At 30.0% G+C, this 17,056-nt stretch carries 16 protein-coding genes and 1 pseudogene; 1 reads left to right on the forward strand and 16 read right to left on the reverse strand.

Annotated features, from left to right (window positions below; translation table 11 throughout):
- Window positions 1–147: 147 nt before the first annotated feature.
- On the reverse strand, window positions 148–846 hold the full coding sequence (locus tag I2A66_RS11400; RefSeq protein WP_122640279.1) for a TIGR03936 family radical SAM-associated protein: 699 nt from the start codon (window positions 844–846) through the stop codon (window positions 148–150).
- 2 nt (window positions 847–848) lie between these two features.
- Complete coding sequence (locus tag I2A66_RS11405) at window positions 849–2,693, reverse strand: TIGR03960 family B12-binding radical SAM protein (protein WP_195251695.1); 1,845 nt, start codon at window positions 2,691–2,693, stop codon at window positions 849–851.
- Between the two features lie 329 nt (window positions 2,694–3,022).
- On the opposite strand from I2A66_RS11405, the gene I2A66_RS11410 reads away from it, so the two are divergent.
- Complete coding sequence (locus I2A66_RS11410) at window positions 3,023–4,216, forward strand: FprA family A-type flavoprotein (RefSeq protein ID WP_195251697.1); 1,194 nt, start codon at window positions 3,023–3,025, stop codon at window positions 4,214–4,216.
- Window positions 4,217–4,269: 53 nt separating this feature from the next.
- Here I2A66_RS11410 and mgsA read toward each other — a convergent pair whose 3' ends face one another.
- The 14 genes and pseudogenes from mgsA to rsxE all read right to left on the reverse strand — a co-directional run bounded on the left by mgsA (window position 4,270) and on the right by rsxE (window position 17,043).
- On the reverse strand, window positions 4,270–4,683 hold the full coding sequence (gene mgsA / locus I2A66_RS11415; protein ID WP_122640276.1) for a methylglyoxal synthase: 414 nt from the start codon (window positions 4,681–4,683) through the stop codon (window positions 4,270–4,272).
- A 22-nt stretch (window positions 4,684–4,705) separates the two neighbouring features.
- The gene (gene rodA, locus I2A66_RS11420) at window positions 4,706–5,824 is read right to left on the reverse strand and encodes a rod shape-determining protein RodA (RefSeq protein WP_122640275.1); all 1,119 of its coding nucleotides are present in this window, start codon (window positions 5,822–5,824) and stop codon (window positions 4,706–4,708) included.
- Between the two features lie 88 nt (window positions 5,825–5,912).
- Entirely contained in the window at window positions 5,913–6,197 is a 285-nt protein-coding gene (gene minE / locus I2A66_RS11425; RefSeq protein WP_122640274.1) for a cell division topological specificity factor MinE, read from the reverse strand.
- A 17-nt stretch (window positions 6,198–6,214) separates the two neighbouring features.
- Window positions 6,215–7,012 (reverse strand): septum site-determining protein MinD, encoded by a 798-nt coding sequence (gene minD / locus I2A66_RS11430; protein ID WP_122640273.1) that lies wholly within the window; start codon window positions 7,010–7,012, stop codon window positions 6,215–6,217.
- Between the two features lie 26 nt (window positions 7,013–7,038).
- The gene (locus I2A66_RS11435; RefSeq protein WP_122640272.1) at window positions 7,039–7,719 is read right to left on the reverse strand and encodes a septum site-determining protein MinC; all 681 of its coding nucleotides are present in this window, start codon (window positions 7,717–7,719) and stop codon (window positions 7,039–7,041) included.
- A 60-nt stretch (window positions 7,720–7,779) separates the two neighbouring features.
- Window positions 7,780–10,785 (reverse strand): penicillin-binding transpeptidase domain-containing protein, encoded by a 3,006-nt coding sequence (locus I2A66_RS11440; protein ID WP_122640271.1) that lies wholly within the window; start codon window positions 10,783–10,785, stop codon window positions 7,780–7,782.
- A gap of 11 nt (window positions 10,786–10,796) precedes the next feature.
- On the reverse strand, window positions 10,797–11,285 hold the full coding sequence (gene mreD / locus I2A66_RS11445) for a rod shape-determining protein MreD (protein ID WP_122640270.1): 489 nt from the start codon (window positions 11,283–11,285) through the stop codon (window positions 10,797–10,799).
- Between the two features lie 15 nt (window positions 11,286–11,300).
- Window positions 11,301–12,206 (reverse strand): rod shape-determining protein MreC, encoded by a 906-nt coding sequence (gene mreC / locus I2A66_RS11450; protein WP_243113393.1) that lies wholly within the window; start codon window positions 12,204–12,206, stop codon window positions 11,301–11,303.
- A gap of 8 nt (window positions 12,207–12,214) precedes the next feature.
- On the reverse strand, window positions 12,215–13,291 hold the full coding sequence (locus I2A66_RS11455) for a rod shape-determining protein (protein WP_122640268.1): 1,077 nt from the start codon (window positions 13,289–13,291) through the stop codon (window positions 12,215–12,217).
- A gap of 27 nt (window positions 13,292–13,318) precedes the next feature.
- Window positions 13,319–13,978: pseudogene (gene radC, locus I2A66_RS11460) on the reverse strand (RadC family protein).
- 66 nt (window positions 13,979–14,044) lie between these two features.
- Window positions 14,045–14,623 (reverse strand): Maf family protein, encoded by a 579-nt coding sequence (locus I2A66_RS11465; RefSeq protein WP_147515723.1) that lies wholly within the window; start codon window positions 14,621–14,623, stop codon window positions 14,045–14,047.
- Window positions 14,624–14,869: 246 nt separating this feature from the next.
- A complete protein-coding gene (locus I2A66_RS11470) occupies window positions 14,870–15,841 on the reverse strand; it encodes an RnfABCDGE type electron transport complex subunit B (RefSeq protein ID WP_122640265.1) in 972 nt (323 codons plus the stop codon).
- Window positions 15,842–15,856: 15 nt separating this feature from the next.
- Window positions 15,857–16,432, reverse strand: a complete 576-nt coding sequence (rsxA, locus tag I2A66_RS11475; RefSeq protein ID WP_122640264.1) for an electron transport complex subunit RsxA — start codon at window positions 16,430–16,432, stop codon at window positions 15,857–15,859.
- 17 nt (window positions 16,433–16,449) lie between these two features.
- Entirely contained in the window at window positions 16,450–17,043 is a 594-nt protein-coding gene (gene rsxE, locus I2A66_RS11480; RefSeq protein WP_122640263.1) for an electron transport complex subunit RsxE, read from the reverse strand.
- Window positions 17,044–17,056: the final 13 nt, after the last annotated feature.

Raw genomic sequence — 17,056 nt, forward strand, 5'->3', positions numbered from 1 at the left:
TTCAGCATCAATCTTATTATAGTATAAACTAATTTATAGTTTTATAGATAAGTTAATAAGCATTTTTATTTTTACAAAAATTTTCATCATAAAATTTGTAAAAATAAAAATGAGCGCACTATAAAAGTACACTCATCTTATTATGAATTACATAGGAGAAACTAATTGTCCATCTTCTACTACATATAAATCTCTTCTTAATATATCTACATCTAATGGGTCCATCTCTATGTCTAACATTTCTAATACTTTTGGTATAAATATATTAGTATTTAGATTAGCTTTAGAACCTGTAGCTATAGTTCCTATTAAAGTTAAATTATTATCTTCTAAACTTAAAATATCAAAGAATTTTATCATAGGTCTTATATTTGACTCTACTATTTTACCTTTTTTATTTTTCTTACTTATCATTATTTCTTCTTTATTCATAAAATCAGTTATTCTAGATTTTACGAATTCCTTGCTTATAGAATTTTCTAATTCTATATTGAATAAGTACTCTCCATATTCAATTGTTGATGCTAATGAAGGAGTCTTAGGATCAATTTCTTCTGCTTTAACAAATTCTATACCTTGTGGTAATTCTTCATTTATTCTAGTTAAGAATTCTTCAACACCTATTTCCTCTTCTATTTCTATATCTACATATTCACCATAACTTTCAGTTCCTAAAGCTAATGCATTTCCATAACTCATCTTTGGATGAGGATTATATCCTTGAGAATAAGATAATTCTATATCCGCTCTTCTAAAAGCTCTTTGTAAAAGTTTTTGTAAATCAAGATGTGATATGTATATCATATCTCCTTCTTTTTTAAATTTTACTCTTATTATTTTGCTCATAATTAACATAACCCCCTTGTAATGTCATTTGCATTTATTCCACATCCATGACATTGATGTCTACAGTCTGGAGATACTTTATCTTCTCTTGCTTTTTCATTTTCTCTTATTAAGAATTTCTTAGTAACACCTACATCTATATGATCCCATGGGAATACTTCTTCATATTGTCTTTCTCTATTAGCATAGAATGCTATATCAAGATTATTCTTTTCCATAGCTTCTTTCCATGTATCTAAATTAAAGTATTCTGACCATCCATCAAACTTAGCTCCAGCTCTAAATGCATCTAATATTACTTTACCTATTCTTCTATCTCCTCTAGCTACAACAGCTTCCATTAAACTTGTTTTAGAATCATGATAATTGTATTTTATATCTTTATTCTTTAATTTTTTAACTAAGTGTCTTTGTTTCTCTACAACTTCTTCAGTATAATCTTGTCCATGCCATTGGAATGGAGTAAATGGTTTTGGTACAAATGTTGATGTACTTACTGTTACTGAGAAACTTCTTCTTAATTTTCCTCCATTAACATCTCTGTAAGTATCTATAACATCGTATGCTAAATCTGCTATACCATCTAAGTCATCATAAGTTTCAGTTGGAAGACCTATCATGAAGTATAATTTAACACTGTTCCATCCCATTTCAAATGCTTTTCTAGTAGCATTCTTTAAATCTGCTTCACTTACACCTTTGTTTATAACATCTCTTAATCTTTGAGTTCCTGCTTCTGGTGCAAATGTAAGCCCCGATTTTCTTACTTGTTGTATTTTTTCTGCTATTTCCATAGAAAAATTATCTAGTCTTAATGATGGAAGTGATATACCTACATTTTGTGGAGTATACTCATCAACTAAGAAATCCGTTAACTCTCTTAACTGACTATAATCACTTGTACTTAATGAAGATAATGATATTTCATCATATCCTGTATTTTTCACTAAATTTGCAACTATTTCTTTTAATCTATCAACACTTTTCTCTCTTATAGGTCTGTATATCATACCCGCTTGACAGAATCTACATCCTCTTGTACATCCTCTGAATAATTCTAAAACTACTCTGTTATGAACGGTATCTATATAAGGAACTATAAGTTTATCTGGATAGTCTACAGTTTCTACATCTCTTATTATTCTTTTTTTAACTTTACTTGGAACACCATCTTTATTAGGTACTACTTCTTTAACTGTTCCATCTTCATTGTATGTAACATCATAGAGGCTTGGTATATATACACCTTCTATTTGAGCTATTTTTAATAAGAAGTCTTCTCTAGTTGTTTTATTTTTCTTCCATTCCTTATAAGCATTTATAACTTCTAAGTTAACTTCTTCACCTTCACCTAAAATTGCTATATCAACAAAATCAGCTAATGGTTCAACATTATATGCACAAGGTCCACCTACTAGTATAAATGGATCGTCTAATTTTCTTTCTTCTCTAAGTAACGGTATATTTGCTAAATCTAATATATTTAAAATATTTGTATATGAAAGCTCATATTGAAGCGTAAATGTTACAAAGTCAAAATTAGTTATAGGCTCTCTTGATTCTAGAGCAAACATTGGTATATTTTTTTCCCTCATTATATTTTCCATATCTACAGCTGGAGAGTATACTCTTTCACAAAATACATCTTCATCTTTATTTATTACATGGTAAAGAATATGACTTCCTAAGTGACTCATCCCAACTTCGTACAAATCAGGGAAACAATGAGCATATCTTATTAAGTTTGGATTAGTTGTATCTTTATGTATAGAATTAACTTCATTTCCAAGATATCTAGCAGGTTTTTCAACCTTTTTTAAAATTCTTCTTAAGTCTACTTTATTCATTTATTATTGAAACCTCCAATAAATTTATTACTTTCAAAAAGCATAATTTTTATTATACACCATAAAATATAGATAATGCATTAAAATTTGATATTTCCAAAATTAAACTATTGAAAATTAGGTGATTTATTTTATTATATTAATATAAAAACTTAGTTTTTGTCGAATGATTTATGTATATTGATTATGATAAAAAATAATGCTATTTTAGTATATATAGTATTTTTTCCCAAAAACTTTAATTTATATATTTTGTTTAAACTAAATATTAGTGGGTATACAATATACATATATGTATATAATTAGTTAATTTACTAGGAGGTTGTGTAATGAGTAAAGTATTTGAAGTAAAAGAAGATATCTACTTTACAGGAGTTGTAGACAAAGATTTAGAGGTTTTCGATATAATAATGGAAACTGAATTTGGTACAAGTTATAATTCTTATATAATAAAAGATGAAAAAACAGTTCTATTTGATACTGTAAAACCAAATTTTAAAGATGAATTTATAAGTAATATATCAGAAATAACTGATGTTAAAGATATAGACTATGTGGTAATTCACCATACTGAACCAGACCATGCTGGTAGTTTAAAATATATCTTAGATTTAAATCCAAACATAGAAGTATACTGTACAAAAGCAGCAAAATTATACTTAGATGAACAAATAAATAAACCATTTAAATGTCACGTTATAAAAGATGGCGAAACTTTAAATATAGGTAAAAGAACATTAAGATTCATAGTTGCTCCATTCTTACACTGGGCTGATACTATGTTTACTTACGTAGAAGAATCAAAAACATTATTCACTTGTGATGCATTTGGATGTCACTTTGCAAATGTAGATGCAGACTGTGTTGAAAGTGAAGATTATTTAAAATCAGCTAAACACTACTTTGACTGTATAGTTAAACCATTCTCTAAGCATGTTTTAAATGCAGTTAATAAAGTTGTTGATTTAGGAATAGAATTTGATACAATACTTACTTCTCATGGACCTATGTTAACTAAGGATCCAATGGCAGCTGTTAAAAGATATGTTGAATGGTCTACTGAAACTGTAGAGTTTACTAATCAAAATCAAGTTGCAGTGTTCTACTTATCTGCATATACAAATACTTTAACTATGGCTAAGAAAATAGAAGAAGGACTACTTTCAGAAGGAGCTCAAGTTAAGTTATACGACTTAGAACAATTAACTTTAAAAGAAATGCACGATGCAGTAGTAATGTCTAAAGTAATACTTTTAGGATCTCCAACTATAAACAAAACTATGGTTAAACCTATGTGGGATTTATTCTCTGTAATAGACCCTATGGCTAACCAAGGTAAAATTGCTGGAGTATTCGGTTCATACGGATGGAGTGGAGAAGGTATATCAATGGCAGAAAATACACTTAAAGCGATGTCATTTAAAGTACCTGTTCCAGCACTTAAAAAGAAATTCTTCCCAAGTGAAGATACTTTATGTGAATGTATAGAGTTTGGTAAAGAATTTGCGAAATTAGTAAAGTAATATAAAAAAATAAGATATCAACAGATATCTTATTTTTTTATTCTTTAATCTATTTACACTCTTTGGCTAGTAGTTTTTCTAACTTCTCTCCATGATAATTCGCCTCTATCAAGAGCTTTTATAAATATCTCTGCAGAAGCTAAATTTGTAGCCACAGGAACATTATAAACATCACATAATCTAACTAATGCTTGTATATCCGGTTCATGAGCTTGAGAAGTAAGAGGATCTCTTAAAAAGATTACTAAGTCTATATCTTGAGTAACAATTAAAGATCCAATTTGTTGATCTCCACCTAATGGACCCGAAGCAAGTCTTGTTATAGTTAATTCTGTTTCATCCATTATTTTTTTCCCAGTTGTTCCAGTTGCATATAGTCCATATTTTTTTAAGATATTTTCATATGCTATACAAAACCCTATCATAGTATTTTTCATTTCATCATGAGCTACTAATGCTATATTCATCATTTTCCCCTACTCCTTTATGCTAAAAGTTTATCTTCTTCTTTCTCATACATACATTTAATACTAAACCTAAGTTTGCAAGGGATGTAAGTAAAGAACTTCCCCCATAACTTATAAATGGTAATGTTACTCCCGTTACAGGAATTAACGCTACTGTCATGCCTATATTTTGTATTATCTGGTATGCAAACATGCTCATTACACCTATAACTATCAATGTACCATAGAAGTCTTTTGCCTGCCTAGCTATTACTAACATTCTTAGCAAGAAAATAGTGTACATAACTATAACTAAAGACATTCCCCATACACCCAATTCTTCTCCTATAACTGCAAATATAAAGTCACTATCTTGAACTGGTAGGAAATCATTTTGACTTTGACTACCTTGGTATAATCCTTTCCCAGTAAATCCACCTGACCCTATAGCTATTAATGATTGTATAACTTGATAATTACCCTTATAACTTGGATCATCTGGATGAAGAAATGCTTCTATTCTATCCTTTTGATGACTAGCCATCATCATATACATAATCGGTAATGATACTAAACCTATTATTATAGTTCTTTTTATTAATTTTATATTTAGCCCAGCCGTAAAAAGCATACCAGCAATTATACAACAAAATACGATTGCTGTACCTAAGTCTGGTTGAGCAAATAAAAGACCTATAAAAGGAAATGCATAGATAATTAATGGAATTATCTCTTTTAATGTGTTTAATTTACCCTTCTTAGATTCAACTATTTTCGCATAACTAAGTATGAATGTAAGCTTTACAAGTTCCGATGTTTGAAAATCTAGAGGACCCAACTTAAGCCACGATACAGCTCCACCTCTTTCTTGACCCAAACCTGGTACTAGTACCACTACTAATAGTAATAAGCTAATTAAATAAAGACCTTTATAGTATTTACCCAATAAATTATAATCAAATAGTAATATCCCAACTATCATTATGCATCCTAGTACAAAGGCTAGGCCTTGTTTATATAGTTGACTATAATTACCTGTTTCATTTACATGGGTTGCACTACTAAGTATAATTATACCAAAAGTAAATATAGCTAAAACAGTAAAAATTAACTTCCAGTCCAATTCTTTTATTAATTTAAGTGTATTTTTATATGTGCCCAATCTATCACCGTCTTTCTAAACTTTTACATATAAGTAAATAAGGGGTATGTATCAGTACAATACCCCCCTTATATTATATTATCTTAGATTACATCCTTCTATCTTTTATATTTTTTAATGGTATATTAGCCACTAATGCAGATACCGGTATATCATCATTTTCCCCTCTTGATTTAGACATTTTTATTTCTAGACCATTTTCTTCTATATCTGCATAGTTTGCTATAACTTTTAAAATATCATCTTTTATCATATCTAAAAGTTGAGGAGAACAATCCACTCTATCATGTACCAAAACTAATTTTAGTCTTTCTTTGGCAACCGATTTGCTCGATTTAGATTCATTCGAAAAAACTTTAAATATATCTAACACGGATTATCCCTACCTTTCTATTTAGCCATACCAAACATTCTCTTTATTTTATTGAAAAACTTATTATCATTCTCTATTTCTAGTAAGGGAACATCTTCTCCTAATATCCTTCTAGTTATATTCTTATATGCTTGACCAGCAAGAGATTTTTGATCAAGTATAGCTGGTTCACCCTTATTAGTTGAAACAATTATACTTTCGTCATCAGGAACTAATCCTAATAAATCTATAGCAAGTATTTCTAATATATCTTGCTTATCCATCATATCTCCACGTCTAACCATATCATGTCTTATTCTATTTATAATTAATCTTATATCTTTTATCTCATTAGACTCTAATAGACCTATGATTCTATCTGCATCTCTTACTGCTGACACTTCTGGATTTGTAACTACTATAGCTCTTGTAGCTCCCGCTACAGCATTTTTAAATCCTTGTTCAATACCTGCTGGACAATCTATTAAAATAAAGTCAAATGATTCTTTTAACTTTTCACATAACTCTGACATCTGTTCAACAGATACAGCATTTTTATCTCTAGTTTGAGCTGCTGGTAAAAGATAAAGATTATCAAATCTTTTATCTTTTATTAATGCTTGCTTTAATCTACAAGTCCCTTCAACAACATCAACTATATCATATACTATTCTATTTTCAAGACCCATAACTACATCTAAATTTCTAAGTCCAATATCTGCATCAACTACAACAGTCTTTTTATTTTCTAAACTTAGAGCAGTTCCTAAGTTTGCGGCAGTAGTAGTTTTTCCAACTCCACCTTTACCAGATGTTATAACTATAACTTCGCTCATAATATTACCCCCTATGGATTTCATCATTATTTTAATGTTTTGGATAAATAATCTTCAATTATTATCCTACCTTTACTTACAAAGGCAATTTCCGGGCTAATTTTTTTCTTTTTTTCATAAACTTCATCATCCGGCGCCTCTGCCATATTATTAGCAATTTGAAGTACTTTAGGATTCAAATGATTTGCCACCACATAAGCATTTTCATTTCCAAATGCTCCTGCATGTACAAATCCAGTAACACTTCCCATCACAATAACATTGCCGCCAGAAACAACCCTAGCTCCAGAACTTATGTCCCCCATGACAACCGTATTTCCTTTTGAATTAATTTGTGAGCCTGGCTTCATATCTCTCATTACAACTACATCGCCATCAAAATCAACATTTTCACCAGATCTTAAGTTATTTACATATTTAGTCTCGAAACTGTTGTTTTTAACTTCATCAGCTTCTTCTATAAATTCAATATCAAATCTAGAAACAATATCATGCTTGAGCTCTAGTATTTGAATATCACTTAAGTAATCACAATTAATGGCACAAATTTTTGCTCCATTAAAAAAACCTACTGAGGTTTCAAGCCTATCTATTATACCATTTCTTAATTCATCAAAAGAAACTACTTTCTTAATATTTAAAATTATCCCTCTTTTATTTCCTTTGAATTCAACTAATTCTTTCGGAGTAAATTTTCTCAAAGACATAACAACCTCCAGAGTGATATCATCTTTATCTATATTCTTCACAAACTCCATTAAATCCTTTTAATTTTTGATTTGTGATCCAAAATTTATATCTTCTTCGCCATTAACAACACTATTATCTTCAGTATTACTTGTTTTTTCACCAGCAGTTGTATTCTTTTTGTTATTTAATCCCATATAAGCACCTATTACCTCTCTTACAGGTAATAATGCATATGAACTTTCATTACCTTGAGGTATCATAGATACTACAGCTATTTCAGGATTATCAGCAGGAGCAAATGCTACAGTCCATGCAAAAGCACCATAATCTGATTTAAATTGATCTATAGTATCATCACTTATTTTAGGATTTAGTTCTTTTATAGCTTTTCTTAAGTAAGCCGATTTTACTTTATCTGAATCTTCTAACTTCTCATTTACACCTTCAGCTAGTTCATCTTCTAGTGATTTTCTTTCATCTTCATCTAACTCTTTATCTTTTAACTGCTCATTTATTTCTTCTATTCTCTCTGCTGTAAGCTCTGCTTCTCTTTCTTCCATTAGTTTATTAGCAAGAGCTACCGCTTCTGTTTCTGAAACACCATAAGATCCCATATGACTTAATAAATATTCATATTCATTAGCAGTTGGAATTTTACCACTTTTTTCAGCTGTACCAGTTTTAGCCGCTACTTCTACATCTAAACCTGCAAATGTAGTTCTTGCACTACTCAAAGTTGTCATTTGCTTCATACCTTGAACTAAATCTTTTAGATTATCACTGTTTTTGAAATTTATTTTTGTTGATTCATTTGTGTCTTCAACTACATCTTTATAATCACTAGATATTGTCTTTTTAACTACAGATAATTCTAATAAATTTCCTCCGTTTGCTATAGCTGCTACATATCTAGCCATTTGAGCTGGAGTATATGCATTCTCACCTTGACCTATCGCAAGGTTAAATGTGTCCGCTGTTGTCCATTTAGCTTGATTTAGATAATCAAAAACTATGTGGTCAGCTAAGTCCTCTGCTCTATCTTCTTTTACTTTTAATTCTAATAATCTATTTATAGCTTCAACTCTTCCAGGAGTCTTTTCTTCATCTGCCCAACTTACAATTTCATCAATTCTACTTTCAAATTCATCTGGATTTTTTTCCTTTGTTATATCAGTAAAATCATTAGCCATATTTTTATTTAAATAAGATTTTAATAATGTCTTAGTAGATTCAAGCTTTTGTTCAGTTGTAGGAACTGTACCGTTTCTTTCTTCTATTTCATCTATTAATCCTGTCTTTTCACTTAGTCCAAATAAGTTAGCATATTCTAATATTTTTTCTGGTCCCATATCTACATTTGGGTCAGACCCACCACTCCAGTTTTTACCACTACCTATTGTATAGAAGTAAATATTACATGATTCTTGTATCGCCTTATATAAATTTGTAGCCCCATGATTACTTTTAGATTTATGCCATACATAGTCAGCAAAATATCTATTTCCAAGCTTTATATACCCAGGGTCATTTATAGTATAATTAGGATTTAAACCATTTTCAAGTGCTGCCATACCAGTTATCATTTTAAATGTGGATCCAGGTTGGAATACCCCTTGTGTAACTAAGTTTAATAGTTTACTAGGAGCTAAAGAGTCATTGCTATTTTCAGGTAGTAACGTTTGATATTCATCATAAGATACACTACCCTTAGTAAACATATTTGGATCATATGATGGATAACTAACTGACGCTAATACATCTCCAGTCTTAACATCTATAGCAATAACAGCTCCAGATTGTGCATTAGGTGCTGTTCCACCACCCGATTTATTTCCATATATACTCTCAAATGTACCTCCCTTTCTAGCAAACTCTAATGTTCTAGTTAAGGAATCTTGAGCAACTTCTTGTAAATCTTTATCTATACTTAAATAAACAGTATCTCCTGATTCAGGTTCTGATACCTCTATTTCCTTAGTTATCTTACCTAAAGCATCAACTTGAACTTTTTTATATCCATCAGTTCCTCTTAATTGATCTTCATAACTTTTTTCTATGCCTGAAAGCCCTACTAAATCACTTTTTGAGTATCCATTTTCTAAATATGTAGACTCACTCGTAGACGGTATTTTCCCTATATAACCCAGTATATGAGATGCAAGGGTTCCACTTGGGTAGTATCTTACAGGCTGACTATTTACAGATACTCCAGGCATTTCCATAAGCTTCTCCTCAATTTGAGATATAGTCGATTCACTTACACCTTGTGCTATAGTAACTGGATTATATCTAGAATATCCTTGTGATTTTAATAAATTTCTAACAACAAGAACTTTTCTAGCATCTTCATCACTCATATTTTTATTTAAAGGTAGAGTTGTATCATCACTATAATAATCTTTAATTTTATTAAAAGCTTCTTTTGCACTTATATTTGAATCAGTTATCTTAAATGATGCTAACCAGTCATTTTTATTTTTCTCTGCTGTAAACATCCATTTACTTACTAAAATTGGTGGATACTCTCCATTTTTGTTTAATTTAGCTTGTAATTTTGACGCTTCTAGCCTTTTATCTTCATTAGATAAAACACCCTCATCTATTAATTTATCTACTAAATAATAAAAACTCTCTTTTGCATTTAAATCTTGAGGAATTCCTTTAGAATCTTTATATTCTCTTATTTCTTTATCATATGTATAATAATATTTACCATTTTCTATATATATAGGGAAATCGTCTGTATAACTTTCTCCATTTGATTCTAATAAGTTTATTAACTTTAAGGATATCTCATTAGATTTACTATTCTTTTTTGAATCTGTTTTACTTATTCCATCTGCAGAAACTTGAACTGTAAATTGATTTTTCGTTGTAGCTAAAACCCTACCATACCTATCTTTTATATCACCTCTAGCAGCTTTTATAGGAATTTCTTTATACGTCTTATTCTCAGCTTGCTCAATATAATAATCATATTTAAATACAGCCATATATACTAATTTTATCAGTATAACTGCAAAAACTACTAATATTAGATTTCTAATAATAACAAACCTATCATTTACTTTTTTATCGTCCATTCAATCACCAACTACTCTTCTTTAAGCTTTAATATACTTTTTTTAAAAATACTATAAATTATAAAGCTTAATATACTATTTATTAGTGGTATAATTACTATACCTTTCAGTACCATAGTTAATATTCCATAACTATTATGTACCAAGGTAGTAGCAGTAATGTTTACCATAGAGTCAAATATACTCGTGACAATTACTAAAGTCGCTATTGTAACAAAACTTTCTTTATAAATTTTATTTCTTAAAGTGCTAATTCCATAACATACTGTAAATAGAATTAAAGCATTAACACCAAAAATACTACCTATAGATATGTCTTTTATAAGACCTATTATAGTTCCTATTATACCAGCTTCAAGATCATTTAAATATAAAGAAATTATCGTACAATATATTAATACAAGGTTAATACCAACACCACATAGGTCTATATAATTTGTAACACTTCCCTCAATTATTACAAGGAGTATACCTATAAGACAAAGTAAAAATCTCTTCATAATTTATTATCCCCTTTATCCTATATCCGTTTTATCTCTTGGTTCTATAATTATAACATCATCAATATTTTTAAAATCTACGTATGGCTTTACAACTACATACTTTAAGGATTGATTCTTATCATCTATTACCTTATCTACCTTACCAATTATTATACCTTCTGGATACAGACCTAACCCTGACGTAACTAAAGTATCCCCAGGTAAAACATCATATGATGAGTCAAACATATACCCTTGAAGATATCCATTTTCTTTGTAACGTTCTCCATCACTAATATTTGCTCCCTGAGTTAAAATACCTTTAAAGTCAGAATTCTTTAATAATTTAAAACTTACTGATGATTTAGTATCTAAAAGTGAAATTGCCTTACTATAATTCTCTGAAACCTCATACACAACTCCAACTAATCCACTTCCATTGACAACTAAACTATCTTTTTTTACACCATCCTTACTTCCTGCCCCAATCACAAAACTAGTATACCAATTACCATCGTTTTTACTTACAACACTAGCCGATATCATATTTGCTTTATAATTTTCAGGAATAAAATTTAAAGCCTTTTTAAGACTTTCTAATGATTGACCTTTACTTAGCGTATTATTTAATTCTACTATTTCTTGTTTTAATTTTTCATTTTCAACTTCTATCTCTTCTAGCTTTTTAGCATTTTTCTTATAGTTAATAAGTTCACTAAAGTTATTTGTTATAAATGTAAAGCCCTTATTTAGGCTACTTTCTATAGATGATGTTGCATCCAAAACTGCACCAAATTTAAAAGGATTATTCCCAGAATACTTTCCAATAGATATTCCTACAATTCCAATTAAAGTGATAGCAACTGTAGTCGTTGCTATCACTTTTACATTAACCCTTTTTTTGTCCTTTTTATCATTATTAAATTTCAAGACAATCACCAACTTTATTATCTTCTAGTATTCATCATTAATACTTTCTCGAATATTTCTTGATCTTCTACTGATTTACCAGTTCCTAATGCAACACAGTCAAGTGGTTCCTCTGCTATTGTTACTGGCATTCCTGTTTCTTGCTTTATTAACTTATCTAATCCTCTAAGTAATGCTCCCCCTCCAGTTAACATTATTCCATTTTCCATTATGTCTGATGCTAATTCTGGTGGAGTTTTTTCTAAAGTTGATTTTATTGCATCAACTATAGCACTTATTGGCTCTTTTAATGCTTCTCTAACTTCTGTAGACGATATTTCTACAGTCTTTGGTAATCCAGATATTAAATCTCTACCTCTTATTTGCATATTGCTTTCTTGATCTTCTTTAAAAGTAGATCCTATACTGATTTTTATATCTTCTGCAGTTCTTTCACCGATCATTAAGTTGTATTCTTTCTTAACATATCCAACTATAGCATCATCAAATTTATTACCACCGATTCTAACTGATTCAGCTGAAACTATACCTCCTAAAGATATCACTGCTATCTCAGAAGTACCTCCTCCGATATCTACTACCATATTACCTTCTGGCTCTTCTACACTAAGACCCGCACCTATTGCAGCTGCCATTGGCTCTTCTATAAGATATGCATCTTTAGCTCCAGCTTGTCTTGCTGCTTCTTCTATCGCTCTTTTTTCAACATCTGTAACACCAAATGGTACGCATATTGCTATTCTAGGACTTACAACACCTTTTTTAGCTGCTGCTTTTTGAATGAAATAACTTAACATTGATTGAGTCACATCAAAATCAGCTATAACTCCATCCTTCATTGGTCTTATAGCTACTATATTTCCAGGTGTTCTACCTATCATTCTTTTAGCTTCTTCGCCTACAGCTAAAACTTCTTTGCTATCATCTCTTATTGCAACAACTGAAGGCTCTCTTACTACTATACCTTGACCTTTTATATAAACTAGCGTATTTGCAGTACCTAAGTCGATACCCATATCCTTTGTCATTTTTCCAAATCCGAATAAAGATCCAAATCCTTTTTTCTCTTTCTTTTCTTTCTTCTCTTTAGCCATATTAATGCTCCTTCCAACTATCTTAAATCAAATTATCATGTTTTCCTTAAAACTATAATATAAACCATCACCAATTATTATATGATCAATAATTTCTATACCTATTATATCTCAACATCTAATAAGTCTATCAGTAATACTTTTATCCTCTTTTGAAGGTTCAATATTTCCTGATGGATGATTATGGATTAAAATCATTTTGTTACTACTTCTCTTAATTGCTTCTTTAAAAACTTCCCTTGGATGAACCAATGATGAATTTAAAGTTCCAACAGACACATCTACGTCTGTTATAATTTCATTTTTTGTATTTAAAAGAACTACCTTAAAAATTTCTTTTTGTTCATACCTTAAGCTTTCCATATAATACTTATATATGTCCCAAGGATTTTTTACTTTATACTTACTGGGCCTAGCACTTGAAACCCTCAGTCCAAGTTCTAAAGCAGCTTTAATCTGTGTAGCTTTAGATAATCCGATCCCATCAATTTCACATAATTCTTCTATACTTATATCTTGTAAATGTCTTATTCCTTGTAAGTCTTTATTTATTATATAGTTAGCTAGTTCAATAGCATTCCTATTTTTTGTCCCTGTTCTAAGCAATATTGCTAATAATTCAGCATTAGATAAATATTTTACACCTTTTAAAATCATTTTTTCTCTCGGTCTCTCTTCTAATACCATATCTTTTAGTTTTCTAGAACAACCCAAAGATTCCTTCAGATAAATCATCCTCCATAAAAGTTTCATTTACTTGAAAAGATTTACGTCAAAATGCTCTTTTAGTAGATTGCTTATTTTAGAAATTGGTAAGCCTACTATATTAAAGTAATCTCCATTTATACTTTCAACTAATAAACTACCATATCCTTGTATTCCATAAGCTCCTGCTTTATCTAAAGATTCATTAGTGCTTATGTAATCTCTTATTAACTCATCAGATAAATCTTTAAAAGTAACTTCACTAACTACATAATCTATCACTTTTTTATCTGAACTTAAGTTTATTAAACTAATACCCGTTATTACTTGATGTTTTTTATTAGATAAAGATTTTATCATATTGTATGCATCCTCTTGATTTTTAGGTTTCCCTAAAATCTTATTCTGCAAAACTACAATAGTGTCTGCACCAATAACTAAATCATCTTTATTTTTAATTGCAACATCCATACATTTTTCAAAAGCCAATCTCATAACAAGATCTTTTGGAGGTTCATTTTCTAATATAACCTCTTCTATATCACTTGCAATTACTGTAAATTTTAAATTTACATTCTCTAAGATTTCTTTTCTTCTTGGAGATGCTGATGCTAAGATTATATTCATATTTTCACCTCGTTCTTGTACTTAGAATTTGTACTTATACAGTTTATCACTATATTGTAAAAAATTCAACGTTATTGTCGAACCTTTTAGTTACATAATTGTTATATTTTGTTGTCATTGCGTATAAATTTACATAGTACTAAAAAGCAAATTTTAACATAAATTTAGTAAATCTTTTTTTGTACTTTATATATCTATTCAATAAAAATAAAGGTATGATAACTTCACACCTTTATTCTATCCATATTATATAGTTTTAATAGCACCTTTAGGACATTTTTGCATACACAAGTGACATCCTACACATTTTGATTCATCAACTTTATGAGCTGATTTTTTTTCACCAGATATTGCATCAAATTTACACTGTTTTTTACAAATAGTACATCCTATACATTCCTTCTCATTAATTCTAACTTTAGATCTATTACTAATATCACCTTTTATTACTTTAGTAGGGCATTTTTCTACACACACCTTACATTGAATACACTTATCAAAATTAATCTTAGCTATCTTGTTTTCAAACACTATTGCATCTACTGGACAAACCTTAGCACAAATCCCGCACCCCATACAACCTACACTACATTTTTCTTTCACAGACTTTCCAAACTCTTGACTATTACATTCAACCACAACTTCTTGCTTAGCTGGCTTTTTTATTATTATAGATTTCGGACAAACCTCAATACATTTACCACACATTACACATTTATTCTCATCAATGATTGCAATTCCATCTTTTATTGTTATAGCACCAAACTTACAAACATCTTTACAGGTACCTAGACCTAAGCATCCAAATTTACATGACTTAGCTCCTGAATTTAACGACATTGCTGCCCTACAATCTGATATCCCCTCATAATCATATTTATCTTTTGCACTTTCACAACTACCTTTACAAATAATCTTTGCAACTTCTTTCTCTCCTTGTGAAGCTTTAATGCCCATTATTTCTCCAACTTTTGATCCTACAGCTGCTCCTCCTACTGGACACCCATTTACAGGAGCACTCCCCTTAACTATTGCATTTGCAAGACCTCCACATCCTGGAAATCCACATCCACCACAGTTAGCTCCAGGTAGAACTTCAAGTATCTTTTCTACTCTTTCATCAACTTCTACTGCAAATTTTTTAGAAGCATATGCAAGAATTACCCCAAACAGCAATCCCATAGCACCTAAAAGTATTATTGCCTTTAATATATCCATTATTTTCCCCCCATTTTATAACTTTATAAGACCTGTAAATCCTAAGAAAGCTATTGACATTAGCCCTGCTGCAATTAAAGTTATAGGAAACCCCTTAAATGACTTTGGTATGTCAGCAAGTTCTAGTCTTTCTCTTATTCCCGCAAATAAAATAATAGCCAAAGTGAATCCTATTCCTGCTCCAAACCCATTTACAATTGTTTCTATTAAATTATATCCATTTTGAACATTAACTATAGCTATACCAAGAACTGCGCAGTTTGTTGTTATAAGGGGCAAAAATACTCCTAAAGCTTGGTATAAGGATGGACTCATTTTTTGTATTACCATCTCTACGAATTGAACAATGGATGCGATTATTAATATAAACGCTATAGTTTGTAAATATTCAAGTCCTATTTTGACTAAAAGCATTTGTATAAAATATGTAATTATTGATGCTAAAGTCAAAACAAAAGTTACTGCTGCTCCCATACCTACAGCTGTATCAACTTTTTTAGAAACACCTAAAAATGGACATATACCAAGGAACTGAGATGTTATAACATTATTAACAAGTACTATACTTAAAAATAAAAGAATTAAATTCATATATTTCTCCCTCCTACCTATGCCTTTTTACTTCTAATCTTATTAAATCCAGCCATTAAAAAACCTAAAGTTAAAAATGCTCCAGGAGGTAATATGAACAATAATGCAGGTTGATATGAATCACCAAATAAGTTGAATCCAAACAAACTTCCTGCTCCAAATAATTCTCTTACAGCACCCAATATTGTAAGCGCTAGAGTAAACCCAAGTCCCATACCTATTCCATCAATAGCTGATAAAAGTGCACCATTCTTAGATGCAAAACTTTCTGCACGAGCTAATATTATACAGTTAACAACAATTAATGGTATATATAATCCAAGAGCTTGATCAAGCGTTGGAACATATGCTTTTAATAATAAACCAACAATTGTTACAAATGTTGCAATTACAACTATAAATGATGGTATTCTTATTTTATCTGGAATAAATTTTCTCATTAAAGAAATAACAATATTTGAACATATCAAAACTACTGCTGTTGATAATCCCATACCTAAACCATTTATTGCTGAACTCGTAACTGCAAGAGTTGGGCACATACCTATAACTTGTACAAAGGTCGGATTTTCGTCAATAAGTCCATTTTTTAAAACTTTTCCTGAATCCATAATCTTTATTCTC

Origin of the sequence: Romboutsia sp. 1001713B170207_170306_H8 (genome assembly GCF_015550495.1) — a bacterium.
Taxonomy (GTDB): Bacteria; Bacillota; Clostridia; order Peptostreptococcales; family Peptostreptococcaceae; genus Romboutsia_E.

What these genes read in the sequence shown, in the direction of transcription:
- mgsA (WP_122640276.1), bottom strand. Translation starts at nt 4,683, where the DNA reads ATGAATATAGCATTAGTAGCTCATGATGAAATGAAAAATACTATGATA.
- I2A66_RS11410 (WP_195251697.1), top strand. Translation starts at nt 3,023, where the DNA reads ATGAGTAAAGTATTTGAAGTAAAAGAAGATATCTACTTTACAGGAGTT.
- I2A66_RS11400 (WP_122640279.1), bottom strand. Translation starts at nt 846, where the DNA reads ATGAGCAAAATAATAAGAGTAAAATTTAAAAAAGAAGGAGATATGATA.
- rsxA (WP_122640264.1), bottom strand. Translation starts at nt 16,432, where the DNA reads ATGAATTTAATTCTTTTATTTTTAAGTATAGTACTTGTTAATAATGTT.
- mreD (WP_122640270.1), bottom strand. Translation starts at nt 11,285, where the DNA reads ATGAAGAGATTTTTACTTTGTCTTATAGGTATACTCCTTGTAATAATT.
- I2A66_RS11465 (WP_147515723.1), bottom strand. Translation starts at nt 14,623, where the DNA reads ATGAATATAATCTTAGCATCAGCATCTCCAAGAAGAAAAGAAATCTTA.
- minD (WP_122640273.1), bottom strand. Translation starts at nt 7,012, where the DNA reads ATGAGCGAAGTTATAGTTATAACATCTGGTAAAGGTGGAGTTGGAAAA.
- I2A66_RS11435 (WP_122640272.1), bottom strand. Translation starts at nt 7,719, where the DNA reads ATGTCTTTGAGAAAATTTACTCCGAAAGAATTAGTTGAATTCAAAGGA.
- I2A66_RS11440 (WP_122640271.1), bottom strand. Translation starts at nt 10,785, where the DNA reads ATGGACGATAAAAAAGTAAATGATAGGTTTGTTATTATTAGAAATCTA.
- I2A66_RS11405 (WP_195251695.1), bottom strand. Translation starts at nt 2,693, where the DNA reads ATGAATAAAGTAGACTTAAGAAGAATTTTAAAAAAGGTTGAAAAACCT.
- rsxE (WP_122640263.1), bottom strand. Translation starts at nt 17,043, where the DNA reads ATGGATTCAGGAAAAGTTTTAAAAAATGGACTTATTGACGAAAATCCG.
- I2A66_RS11470 (WP_122640265.1), bottom strand. Translation starts at nt 15,841, where the DNA reads ATGGATATATTAAAGGCAATAATACTTTTAGGTGCTATGGGATTGCTG.
- I2A66_RS11455 (WP_122640268.1), bottom strand. Translation starts at nt 13,291, where the DNA reads ATGGCTAAAGAGAAGAAAGAAAAGAAAGAGAAAAAAGGATTTGGATCT.